Origin of the sequence: Paraburkholderia sp. RL17-337-BIB-A (assembly GCF_046025895.1) — a bacterium.
GTDB lineage: Bacteria > Pseudomonadota > Gammaproteobacteria > Burkholderiales > Burkholderiaceae > Paraburkholderia > Paraburkholderia fungorum_C.
The window spans coordinates 239,656-250,945 of sequence record NZ_JARESY010000004.1; the positions used below are offsets into that span (position 1 = coordinate 239,656).

Consider the following 11,290-nt stretch of genomic DNA (forward strand, 5'->3'; position numbering starts at 1 on the left):
ATCGTGCCGGTCCAGCCCAATATTCTGCGGCGAACACAAAAAGTACCGGCGCGGTGGCGGATAGGTTCCTGCGGCGAGATGGCAAAAAATTTGGCGAGTTCCGGGAAGAACTCGCCCTGGGTCAGGGACGCCTTGTAGTGCTTCGCCTGATACAGGTCCCACTGGGACGCTGTAAGCGCACCCACAAGTCTACACGTCACAACCCGCGTCACCGGGGCCGCCAAACCGCTTGACCTGGTGATATTTGCGACCGGTCACCTCGCACTGCAAAGCGCACGATGGAATTCGATCCTCGACACATTTTGATTGGGCGGTGCTGGCGGTAACGGCGAAGCAGCGACAATCGCACGTTGTACGGCGCTGTCCCACGCGTCGTCGCCGCTCGTGTGTAGCAGCGTGACAGAGCCTACTGAACCGTCAGGATTGAGCCGGAGAGATACGATTGCTTCCGGATTGCCAAGATCGCTATTTGCATCCACAAACATGTGGCTGCTCAACGCGCAACTGACGTAGTGACGCCATTGCAACGCGTTCAATTCGCCCACCGTCAGAAGTGGCTCGCCGTTACCTGCTGCCTGAGCCAGGCAAAGTTTCGCTATATTGTGAGCAGACGGTATTGGCGGTTCGTTGCTATTTGCCAAGATGTCGGCGGTACAAGCGGTCAGTAAGGACAGCACGAGTGGAATCAGAGCAAGAGCAAGAGCAAGTGTTGTTTCTCGCACAACGACTCCGAAGAAAAGGCTGACCAGAGCATCGAGACGCATTGCAACAATTCAAACGCCACTAATGGGTGTCGACGATGTACGGGCCAATGTCGAACGGTCGAACTTGCCGGCTGGCGTCCTTGGTGTCGACGCCGGCCGAACCCCGGCGCGCGAGCAGACTGAACCCCGTGCCATACTTGCGAATCCCATCGCCCATATGTCAACGACCTTGATGACCGCCTATTCCGCGTCCATCGGCTTTAACGTCAATCCGCTCGACCGCCGCTCCGACAAGCGGGACGACCACGCCTTCGTCGAGCATCTACGTAGCGACCCGGCCGCGCGCTTTCTCGTCTTCGACGGCGACGTCCCCTTGCTCAAGCGAGGCAGCGGGTATGACCCGTGGTTCGTTGCCAGCGAGACCGCTGCCTTTGGCCAGCCGCTTCATAGCGTCTTCCTCGGGGAGGACAGCGACGGCAGCGGACGCTTCGCGCTCGGCTTCGCGCTCAGCCTTGCGCCAGAGAACCCATCGCCAGGCACCGACTATGATCGCATCGACCTCCGCTCGCTCGCGCTGCAAGACCTCGTCGCTGCGGGAGCGCTCGGAATACTGGCCGAGGCGAAGTCGATGCTCGACTGGCATCGGCGCCACTCCTTCTGCTCAAACTGCGGCTCCGCAAGCCGCGTCACGACGGCCGGCTGGCAACGCATCTGCGATGTTTGCGGCGCACGCCATTTCCCGCGGGTGGATCCAGTCGTGATCATGCTGGTGATAGACGGCGAACGGTGTCTGCTCGGACGCCAGCACCATTTCGCCTCTGGAATGTACTCGGCGCTTGCTGGTTTCGTTGAACCGGGCGAAACCGCGGAAGACGCCGTGCGTCGCGAAGTGATGGAGGAGGCTCGCGTGAAGTGTGCACAGGTTGTCTACTTCGCGTCGCAGCCGTGGCCGTTTCCTTCATCGCTGATGATCGGCTGCTTTGTGCAGGCGAGCGATACCGATGTCGTCGTCGATACAGACGAACTCGAAGACGCCCGCTGGTTCTCACGCCAGGAGGTTGCGGCGATGCTCGCGGGAACGCATGCGGACGGGCTGTCGACGCCCAAGCCGTTCGCCATTGCCCATCATTTGCTGCAGGCGTACGTCGAGCAAGGTGGCGCGGTATTGCTCGGCTGAGCGTCCCGCAAAAGGTGCAATTGCACAGAATTACCTGGTGCGCGAGGCGAGAAGCTGGATCGCCCACTCCGGCGTAAGGCGTCGGTGGGGACCGATTCTCGCCGCCCCCCTTGGCTTATCCCGTTGGCCCGATGCGAATTATGCGCGACCACCGGTCCAAGCCGAATTTCCGTAACCGGACCCTGAGCGGTCGGTCACGACTCTTCTCGAAATGTCGCTTTCATGCTCCGAAGCGGACCTTACAGCTAATGCCAGGTCCTTGCGGTCGCTCGGTCCGGTTACAGGTCAAGATAGCTAACTACTGGCGGCGCACCCGGGACAGTACTAATTAGATCCCGTGCGGATTCTAAAGCGTCATCCGGGACGATCAATCGAGTGCAGTACTGCAATATTGAGCGCCCGTTAATCCCGCGATATGCCCAAGTCAGTTTAGCCACTCTGTCAGTCACCATCGGCGTCGATATAACTCGCTGAAAGAACTGCGAATCGATATCGAGCGCACGAGCCGTAGCCTCTTCTGACAAGTCTTCCATCAGATCTTCGCCGTCCACTTGGATTTTGAACGCGATGCGCCATTCGCGTTGACGGTAATAATCGAGATCTAGGCCATGGCGAGTGTTGTCAGCTGGATAGAAAAGATTCAGCATCGATTCCAGAGCACCCGATAGGGTCGACCAAGGGGTTGCGGCATGACCTACGGCAGAAATTAGATTACGAGATTCTGCAGAATCAATTTCGTAGATTCCACGGCCGCTAGGGTTCTCACTCCATCCGACATTCACAGCAATCCTTTCTGCACAAGAGACATTACTCAATGTCTGCTCCAAAAAAGCCATACGCTGCACTATTGTTTCCGCGTCTATCAGCGCGGTTGTAAGCCCAACCCCCAGCAAGTTTCCGTCTCTCATCCCGCTTTCAGCACGGGGGACGTAGAAAACGGGCATTGCACCTAGCGAGCGTATCGCCTTGTAGTCGAACTCAAGCGCAAACTCGCCAAAAATTTGTGCATGTCGATGGAGCTCGTTCGGAGCAAGCTCCGTGAAGCACGCCCGTCGCTGCAGGCGCGGCTGAACCCGAGGCGGAGCGTCACCGAGCGGTTGAGACCATTCGATATACTCGGGCGTGAGGAGAGGCCAAAATCGCGTATCGCCGCGAGAATTTTCAACCCCTTATCGACGGCCTCTTTCGGGTTATCGTTCCTACGCGGGAAGCTGTGGTAGAAGAATCGCTGGTCCATTTGTCGTCCAAAGAATAACCGCGCTGCAAACGCTGCTTGACCGGTTTTCCAGAGAAAAGCACATATCTTATGACACTCCTTCGAGGGGATGGGCTCGACAACTTCCGGCAAATGGTCGTCTCGGCGGAAAAGATTGAGCCGCACTGGCATGTCGGAAGTGACCATTGGCTGGACACGGCGCTAGATAAGCTGTGGCGCCAATATAGAGAATTGCGAGCCGAGATCGAGGTGGCCGCGAGCGAAGCGGAAAGCAAGGCCCAAGCAGACCTTGAAATGTGGCGCAAGCGCCTCTCAGAACTTAACCCCAACGCACCGGGGGAGGAAGTCGAGAAGGAAGCCCGAACGATCTCGGCAATCGATGCTCAACGTTACGAAAGGGTTCCTGCCCGGTTCACCGGACACCTAATGCCACTGTTCACAGAGGTGACTATCCTCTCTGCGGCACTATGCGAAGCCGACATTAATCTTGCTCTTGAGTGGGGATGCTCGTTGATTGGCAAGCCGGAGCTGTTCGTACTCATCGAGTCGCGCACGACCGTGGATAAGTGGCAGCATGGACCGAAAATGTTGCTGTCAGACTATTTGCTTCCCTCCGGTTCGGGAGAATTCGAGGCATTGGGACGGGTTTTTCGCGAACGCAATCGACTGATCCATCCTAAGGCCAATGTTCAAGTCCAAGGGAGAAAGAACCGCCTGGCCGAGAAGCACAAGAGTTTAGGAACTGCAGAAGTGCTGTTCTGGCTGCCTCGCTTTTTCAGTCTCCCCTTTGATTTGACCGATTTTCTGCGAGGTTGCGCGCCAGTCAACGGAGCGAAATTTCCAGTTTTGTCGCATCGGGGCGAAATTAAGCAAGCGAGCCAGCACCGACTAGCACGCGCGGTCGATCTGGACTCGTCAGACGAGGGTGTGAAAAAAGCAGAAACAACCGCTTCCGGGCATCAACCGCCGCTCGGCAACATCCGGTGAATGTCGCTTCGTGGCCGAAACCGGCGGCTACTGGGGCGAGCTGCAGCCCCTCGTTGGTGCCACGCATTCGCCAGTCGGCCATGGCCGCCGAAATCCCATTCCGCCTGTCTCGCGTGCGTTGACGCAATTAGTGCCGTAACGGCGTCATCTTCAATACGATCTACTCTGTTTCGTCACCCTGACGAGGGACCAATCGTAACCAAGCGCTCTCACGCGAGCCTCCAGACTGGCCAGGACTTCAGGGGCCGGGTGTGCTGTGCGCGTCAGTACCCATAGGTAGCGACCCGACGGCTCGCCGACGATCGTCCAATCATAGTCGTCGCCATGGTCTAGCACCCAGTAATTCCCGTAGAACGGACCGAAGAATGAAACCTTCAGTTTCGCATTCGTCGTGGGATCCGCGATTTTCGCTTTGCCAACCGATTGTCTGAAATCGCCGGAGCCGCAGGATTTGCGGCCGCGATTGATGACCTTGACCGTGCCGTCGTCGTTGAGCGAATACTCCGCTGTGACGTCGTCCATGTCCCTCTCGAACGACGCCTCATAGCGGAATTGCTCGTACCATCGGCCCATGTATTTGTTCAGGTTGACTGACCTGGCCGGCTGCGGCACGGCGCGGTTGCCGACCGGCCCGGGTCGAGGGATGGATGCGCAGGCTCCCAGAAGTAGTGCTGCCCCAGTTAGCGCGGTGACGATAATCTTCTTTCGCATAGTCGGATTGTCCTTTCAACAGCGGCGCGGGGAATATACTAATCCTCTCGAAAGAAATGTCGTGCCAAGAAATCAATTTGACGCCTACGGAAGGCAAGCGCAGGCCGATTTCAATGGTCTCTGTCCGCCGCTGGTCGCCCGCGTTCGCCTCAGATCGACCCTGAGCGGTCGTACTCCGTGCCGTCGTAAGCGACCGATAGCAAGCGGGGAACGGTCCTTCGGTAAGCTAGATATTCGCCAGCTAATGGCTTTCCACAATGTCAGGTAAAGCCCACGTCTTATCGAAAAACGGCTGGGTTGGACCATACCAGCGGAAATAAGCAAACCAGCCTTGCCCTGGCAACGTCTTCACCCAGTTGCTGCGTACGGCCGCCGGCGCCTGCGGCCCGAAATAAATATCCACCGATCCGTCAGCTTCCATCTGCAACTTGTCTTTACTCGACACACCCGCCTTCATCGTATCGGTAACGATCATCGAGCGCGTCAGATTATCGTAGACAGTGACCGCCCAGAACTCCTTGGCCGGAACGTTTGCTGGCACGTGGAGGATGTATTGCTTGCCACCATCCAGCCATCTGCCATCGTTGTCTTTGGCCGTGCTCATATACTGCGAGCCCGCGCCCACGATAGGTTTGACCATTCCTTCTGCGATCGTGATCGCTTCGAACGTATAGTCGGTACGCTCGTCGAGCTGGCTATAGTTAGCAGCCTCCTGGTCAGGGTTGAGCGTCAATACCCATTCCCAGTGCGTGCCAGGATAAGAAGATGCATTCGCAAGCCGGGGAGCCATGCTGAGAGTTTGGGCCATCAGGAAGCCAACCTGCGCGGCTTCCGTCAATATCTGCTTCTGACGCGCATCCGGTTCGAACGGTTTGCCTTTCTCGATACCTAGCGGCTTGAGCATCGCGTAAAAGAAGCGGTCACGCGGTTCGACCGGCTCCCGGTCGATGACGCTTTCGAGCAATTCCCAGTACTCGAATCCCCGCGGTGCGATCGAGTCCAGCGGGCGAGTCCCGGCGCGCGCAACTCGGGTAGGCGGCGGATTCGACGCCCTTGCAAGCGGATAGACGCGGATCTCGGTTAGCGTATTCACGGCCGCTTTGACATCGTTATCGCGGACGAAAGCACGCGCGAGGTACATGACCAGGTTTGTTTTGGAATGCGCAGCAAGGTAGCCCGCAGGGACGGTCCCGTTGAACGCCGGTGGAAGCAGGAGAAACTTGCCGCCTTTGCCTTTGTCAGGACCAAATGGCCCCACTTCGACTACCGGTCTTTGCCATGCGTCGTCGATCACACCGTACGCGCCCGCAGGCGAATCGACCACGACCGGACCATCGCGATTCAGGTCGATGAATACCGCTGCATAGATCGTCGTGTTGTTGCCGGTAAGCGCCTTAACAGCGGGCGTGGTGTAGTTGTCGACGACAGAAACGGTGTTGTAATCGACATCCCAATCCCGCCTGTTCGCCCGGCGCAGCGCTTCCATTGCGACCGCAGGTGTCGCCCAGATATAGGCCTGGCAGGCACGCTGGAAGTCCATCTCATCGTACAGCCTCCTGACCGCATCATTGTCTGGGTAGCCATTCTGGATTCCGATGTTGCCGATACGGGTTTGGAGTTGGCCATCCATCTGCGATGTGTCGGAAGACGGAACAGCACACGCCGACAGGACAACGCTCACGACGCACACTATCGCAAGTGGCTTGAAATGCATTTCTGTTCTCCGCTGGCAGCATGTGGGCTCTGCCGGCAAGCCGTGCCGAGAGGTCTGTGCTTGAGCCTACTGAGCAACGGGTTCAATGTCAGCGAGCCGCCACGACTTGTCGAACAACGGTTTGCCAGGGCCGTAAAGTCGGAACATCGTGAACCACTTTCCTCCTGACGTGGTGTAGATCCAGTTGCTCTCCTTACCCGGCGGAGGTTTCGGGCCAAAGAAGACGTCCACGGAGCCGTCCGCGTTTCTTTGAAGATTCTGGTTGTATGAATCTAAGCCTACGCGGGGCGATTCTCGAATGAATCCCGCAGTATCGAGATCGTAGACGGTTACTGCCCAGAACTGCTTCGCCGGCACATCCGCCGGAACGTGCAGGTGGTAGCTCTTGCCACCGTCGAGCGGATTTCCTTGCGAGTCATGCAATCCGGTCAGGTAAAACGTCGCAGCTCCGAGTTTCGCTGGAGGCGCATAGGCAAGGAAGTAGATCATCCCGCGCGCGTCGACACCCAGATAATCGGATGTCTGGAATGAGAAACCCGTCTTCGGCCCGAGATTTTCCGGCAGCGTCCACGTAGATCCCGGCCACCAGGGCTCGCCTTGATTCAGTGCCGCGATAAACCCTGTGTGTGCCTCGCGTGCCGACTCGGTTAGCGTCGAACTTGCCGCCGGATCAGGTTTGTATTCCTTTCCCTTTTCAATACCCAAGGTACGGATCTGCCCCATCGCCACGAGATCGCGCGTCTGCACAGGCTCCTCCTGGATCATGCGGGCGAGCCGGTCATAAAAAGTACTATCGAATGCGACAGTGCCGTCGAATAATTTTCCGGCCATGTCGACAAAGCGTTGCTCGGGTGGATGCGAGCGCGACGCAAGCGGATAAAGCCTCAGCCGCTTTACCAGCAGGATGGCCTTCGTTACGTCAGAGTCAGACGAAGTGGCAGGGATCGCACGGAACAGCGCATATCCGTTATAGGTGGCGGAGCGCAGTGGAATGTAGCCCGACGGGACCGTGCCTTTGTAGCCAGGTGGGAGGACGAGGTACTTCCCGCCCTTTCCCTTGTCTGCACCCTGCGGACCAACATCGGTCAAGGGCGTTTGCCATGCATCGAGCATCGTCCCGAACAACCCGGCGCCTGCTGCTGCCGGGAAGTCGAGTACGACCGGGCCATCCTTCGTGTTGAAGTTGAAGTAGATGTAGAGCGAAGAAGCGTTCGGCGTGGTCGTCTGGTTCTTCCAGTCGGCTGGTTTTGACCAGTAGACAATATCGCCGTACTTCGCACTTGCATCGCGAAAGAAGGCTTCTCGCATTGCATCGACGCTCACAATCGGCATGCCCCATATGGCGGCTTCAACTGCGCGACGGTGAAGCGCTTGCGTGCCCAATTCCTCCTTGATCGGTGGTGGACTCTGTTGGGGTTTCGCCGTCTCGGGAAATGAAAAAGAAGAGCAAACTATTGCGAGGAACAGACAAACGAGTCGTTTCATTTGCATCCCTTGGCGAAGCCCGACAGACGGCCGACAGTGCGTATTAAACCACTGTTCCCGGTTTGCTTACAAAGGTTTCAGGAATGGCCGGTCAGAGTCGATCAGCGGCCGTTCAGTTTGACTCTACGAATGTCGCTTCATGGTCCGGACAGCGACCGATGCGGGGTCGCTGTCCCGAGTACCGCTGTCTAAACTTCGGTTTGTTCGGCCATCTCAAGCGCATCGTCGACCTCGATGCCAAGGTACCGCACTGTGCTTTCAAGTTTGGTGTGGCCAAGCAGCAGTTGAACGGCGCGGAGGTTCTTGGTGCGGCGGTAAATCAGTGACGCTTTCGTCCGGCGCATCGTGTGGGTGCCGTACGCGGTGTCGTCCACGTCTCCCTAGTCGTCGCAATGCTGGCCGGTGCCGCGATCCTGATCGGTGCGCTTTGGGCATGCCGACGGAACATCGCAAGCGCAGTGATTGCCTTATGCGGCCGTGTTCGATGGCTCGGGGCGCTGCGAGCCCGCTGGGACAAGTTCCGTCAGAGTGTGCGCCAGCAGGTGAGCGTGCTCATGACGGGGTCTCGCTATCAGTTCGCCGGCTTGCTGGTGTTCACCACCCTGCAATGGCTGCCTCGCTATGGCGTGCTGTGGTTCGTGCTGCTCGAACTCGGCTACCGGCTGCCATTCGGATTCGTGTGGGCTGTGCAGGCTGTGGTGCTGCATGCGGCGCTTTGGACAGGCATACCGGCCGGCGGCGCCGCCGGCGATCTGGGGCTTGCGGCGGCATTTGCAAACTGGATTCCGCAAGATGCGATGGCGACAGCACTGATCCTTTGGCGCTTCGCGACGCTCTATGCCCCGCTGATGCTTGGTGCCGTGGCGTTTGTTGCGCTTGCTTGGCGTCGGGGCTCGGCAATGCCGGCTACGGAATAAGGATCTCCGAAAGCATCAAAGCATGCTCGCGCGGCTTTCTGATTCGTACCGAAAACGGTGCCCGGTCAGTATGATCGACCCCCATAAGGAATAGACGAAACGTCAGAGGTTCGGCCGGCGATCGGCTCAAGTCAGTTTGGGAGCGGCCAGCCGCAAGTTGTCTGCGAACGACTCGAACTGGGCCGAGTCCAGCCTGAAATCGGCTAGGCCGAACGTAACGCCGCCGACCTGAAGCCGACGGTCGTTCGCCCCGGGTATGGCCGCCGAAAAGCGGTCGCTCTACGCTGACGCAGAGCCGAAGACGGAGGTTCGCTGCGTACGTCGGCTCGAGCACCCGCCTGGATGGCAGCTCGGCGGTTCCGTATGTGGCCTTCACTTCCGCGCCTGCCAAACCGACTCGCTCCAGGTCGGTGCCGCTGCCCGGATAATGTCGAGGACATCTGGCGGAACATCGCCCGCTCCGGTGAGTTGGCGCACCTCCAGTACATCGTCCGTGCCGAGACCGGATGGCGCGCGCAATGCCCAGGAAATCGCCTCCTCAAGCGATCCAACTTCGATGATGTAAAAGCCACCGACCAGTTCCTTGGACTCGGAAAACGGGCCATCAACGGTGTAGCGTTTCCCATTGCTAACGGCAATTCGCGCTCCGGGCGCTGCTGGGTTCAAGCCTTCGGAAGCCACCAGGATACCGGCCTTGTGCATCTCTTCGTTGAACTTCATGTACGCCGTCAGAAGGGCCTCGTCCAAACCGCCGCTAGCATCCGGCTCCTCGTTGTCTGCGCTTGCTTGGGCTGTGATGATGAATCGCATCGTCGTTCTCCTGAGTTGAATGGTGCTTCAGAACCACGACGAACGAAGGGCTGTCGAATCGACAAGTTGCGGCCGATTTCGACGTTCACGACGGGCAGCTAGTGGCCAAACGCGGGCGAACGCCAAACCGGCGTTGCGGCCTGCCTGTCATTGATCCGCATCCGGCGCCGATCGACCCACAACCGTCTTTCGTGTTCGCGCCTGATATGTCTGCAATGTTGGTGGAAGCGGCCGTTGGCCCCGGCGATCAATCGTTCTGATCTGGCAATCAGGAAGCCGCCTCGAACCTCATTGAGGTACCCGACAAATACAAAAATATACCCGCCGCCTGCCGTCATTGGGCCGTTTCCAAACAGGAAGACAATCTACGCGTTCACCAGGCAAACCCCTGCCGTTTCCACGATAGCGTCTCGTCAAAGTCAACCAACGCCGGCATCTGGATCACGGGCCTTTGATCAAGTGCTTCGAGCGACGCTCACCATCCATCCAGGATCTCGACGCGTTCCTCCTTCGCCACGTACGGCACGTGATACGCAAAAAACGGCTCCAGAACATCGAAACCAACATAGCCACGGGTTCCCCGCAAAAGAGGACGCAACATCGCGGCAAGATCGCCATGGATCCCGCCGTCGCAGACCATTGATTGCCGGCCGCCGAGCGTGGCACAAACAAGGGCCTTCTTCCCCGTCATCCCGCCGCGGTCGTGGATCCGTCGGCCACCATAAAAGTTCCCAAGATCAATACCCTGTCGATCCAGCCTTTCAGGATCGCCGGCACGGAAAACCAGTAGATCGGGAACGTCAACACCAGCAGATCACAGCGGCGTACTTTCTCGACTTCCGTGAGGATATCCGGGCAAAGCGTTCCAGTTTCGAGGCCGTGCCGCTGCTCAAGGGCATAGACGAGATACTCGTCGTTCTGGGGCTGCAGAAGGTCGGCAGCGCTGGCAATTGGGTTGAAGTTCTGCGCGTACAGGTCAGTGACTTCGATGCTGTGTCCGGCTGCCGTCAGTATTTCAACTGCGGCGCCTTTCATGGCCGACACGAATGATTTTGGCTCTGGATGAGCGTGGACAATTCACGTCAAAGCGCTGCGGCCGGACGGCCCGGTCGGACTGTTCTTTTTCAAACACGAAGACGGTGTGTGGCATGTGTTTCCGCAGGAATACGGACGTTGTATCTTTGTGGTTCCGCGTGCTCCAAGTGACTGATCCTTCATTGAGTCAATACGCCGCAGGCGATCTGCGCCGTCCGGTTCAGGTGACAAGTCGCGATGAGATGGGCCAATTGCTTGCGGGGCTCGCGAGAATGCACGGCAGTCTGGTCACGACGGTTCGCACAGTGCAAGACGGCCGCTCGAGTTCAAACCGGCACAGAACTGGTCGGTCAGGCCGGTTCGACAAGGGGCGAGATCATTTCGGCGGTCTCCCGGGTGCGTGACATCATGGGAGAGATCGTGGCCACGTCGGATGAGCAGAGTCGAGGCATCGAGCAGATTGGTCAGGCGGTCACCCAGATGGATGATCGCGGAGGCAACGAGTCGCCGTGAAACCGGTGTTCGTACAATCCT

Annotated in this window: 14 protein-coding genes and 1 pseudogene; 5 read left to right on the forward strand and 10 right to left on the reverse strand. The window is 58.2% G+C overall.

Annotated elements, in window-relative coordinates:
* Positions 1-254: 254 nt before the first annotated feature.
* Both P0D84_RS46215 and P0D84_RS46220 read right to left on the reverse strand, forming a co-directional pair.
* Positions 255-764 (reverse strand): TonB family protein, encoded by a 510-nt coding sequence (locus P0D84_RS46215; RefSeq protein ID WP_408350474.1) that lies wholly within the window; start codon positions 762-764, stop codon positions 255-257.
* A 19-nt stretch (positions 765-783) separates the two neighbouring features.
* Positions 784-921, reverse strand: coding sequence for a hypothetical protein (locus tag P0D84_RS46220; protein ID WP_408350477.1), 138 nt, complete (start codon positions 919-921; stop codon positions 784-786).
* 15 nt (positions 922-936) lie between these two features.
* Here P0D84_RS46220 and nudC point away from each other — a divergent pair, with 15 nt between their 5' ends.
* Entirely contained in the window at positions 937-1,881 is a 945-nt protein-coding gene (nudC, locus tag P0D84_RS46225; protein WP_408350479.1) for an NAD(+) diphosphatase, read from the forward strand.
* A gap of 278 nt (positions 1,882-2,159) precedes the next feature.
* Here nudC and P0D84_RS46230 read toward each other — a convergent pair whose 3' ends face one another.
* Positions 2,160-2,789 carry a hypothetical protein gene (locus P0D84_RS46230; RefSeq protein ID WP_408350481.1) on the reverse strand — a complete coding sequence of 210 codons (630 nt, stop codon included), beginning with the start codon at positions 2,787-2,789 and terminating at the stop codon, positions 2,160-2,162.
* A 398-nt stretch (positions 2,790-3,187) separates the two neighbouring features.
* Between P0D84_RS46230 and P0D84_RS46235 the strand changes: the two genes are divergently transcribed.
* Entirely contained in the window at positions 3,188-4,084 is an 897-nt protein-coding gene (locus tag P0D84_RS46235) for a hypothetical protein (RefSeq protein ID WP_408350484.1), read from the forward strand.
* A 150-nt stretch (positions 4,085-4,234) separates the two neighbouring features.
* Here P0D84_RS46235 and P0D84_RS46240 read toward each other — a convergent pair whose 3' ends face one another.
* The 4 genes and pseudogenes from P0D84_RS46240 to P0D84_RS46255 form a co-directional block, all read right to left on the reverse strand.
* Positions 4,235-4,795, reverse strand: a complete 561-nt coding sequence (locus P0D84_RS46240; RefSeq protein WP_408350487.1) for a lipocalin family protein — start codon at positions 4,793-4,795, stop codon at positions 4,235-4,237.
* Positions 4,796-5,036: 241 nt separating this feature from the next.
* On the reverse strand, positions 5,037-6,509 hold the full coding sequence (locus P0D84_RS46245) for a DUF1254 domain-containing protein (RefSeq protein ID WP_408350490.1): 1,473 nt from the start codon (positions 6,507-6,509) through the stop codon (positions 5,037-5,039).
* 66 nt (positions 6,510-6,575) lie between these two features.
* A complete protein-coding gene (locus P0D84_RS46250; protein WP_408350493.1) occupies positions 6,576-7,994 on the reverse strand; it encodes a DUF1254 domain-containing protein in 1,419 nt (472 codons plus the stop codon).
* A gap of 188 nt (positions 7,995-8,182) precedes the next feature.
* Positions 8,183-8,368, reverse strand: a pseudogene (locus P0D84_RS46255) (tyrosine-type recombinase/integrase); the annotation flags it as partial.
* Between P0D84_RS46255 and P0D84_RS46260 the strand changes: the two are divergent.
* Positions 8,342-8,911 (forward strand): lysylphosphatidylglycerol synthase domain-containing protein, encoded by a 570-nt coding sequence (locus P0D84_RS46260; RefSeq protein ID WP_408350496.1) that lies wholly within the window; start codon positions 8,342-8,344, stop codon positions 8,909-8,911. The pseudogene P0D84_RS46255 and the gene P0D84_RS46260 overlap by 27 nt on opposite strands.
* A 372-nt stretch (positions 8,912-9,283) precedes the next feature.
* Here the strand turns inward: P0D84_RS46260 and P0D84_RS46265 are convergent, their stop codons facing one another.
* The 3 genes from P0D84_RS46265 to P0D84_RS46275 all read right to left on the reverse strand — a co-directional run bounded on the left by P0D84_RS46265 (position 9,284) and on the right by P0D84_RS46275 (position 10,756).
* Positions 9,284-9,721 carry a YciI family protein gene (locus tag P0D84_RS46265; RefSeq protein ID WP_408350499.1) on the reverse strand — a complete coding sequence of 146 codons (438 nt, stop codon included), beginning with the start codon at positions 9,719-9,721 and terminating at the stop codon, positions 9,284-9,286.
* A gap of 475 nt (positions 9,722-10,196) precedes the next feature.
* Entirely contained in the window at positions 10,197-10,412 is a 216-nt protein-coding gene (locus P0D84_RS46270) for an NAD(P)H-dependent oxidoreductase (RefSeq protein WP_408350502.1), read from the reverse strand.
* Positions 10,409-10,756 (reverse strand): NAD(P)H-dependent oxidoreductase, encoded by a 348-nt coding sequence (locus P0D84_RS46275; protein WP_408350505.1) that lies wholly within the window; start codon positions 10,754-10,756, stop codon positions 10,409-10,411. Before P0D84_RS46275 ends, P0D84_RS46270 begins: the two co-directional genes overlap by 4 nt.
* A 113-nt stretch (positions 10,757-10,869) precedes the next feature.
* Between P0D84_RS46275 and P0D84_RS46280 the strand changes: the two genes are divergently transcribed.
* Both P0D84_RS46280 and P0D84_RS46285 read left to right on the forward strand, forming a co-directional pair.
* The gene (locus P0D84_RS46280) at positions 10,870-11,160 is read left to right on the forward strand and encodes a HAMP domain-containing protein (protein WP_408351928.1); all 291 of its coding nucleotides are present in this window, start codon (positions 10,870-10,872) and stop codon (positions 11,158-11,160) included.
* Entirely contained in the window at positions 11,099-11,269 is a 171-nt protein-coding gene (locus tag P0D84_RS46285) for a methyl-accepting chemotaxis protein (protein ID WP_408351931.1), read from the forward strand. Before P0D84_RS46280 ends, P0D84_RS46285 begins: the two co-directional genes overlap by 62 nt.
* The last annotated feature ends 21 nt before the right edge of the window (positions 11,270-11,290 follow it).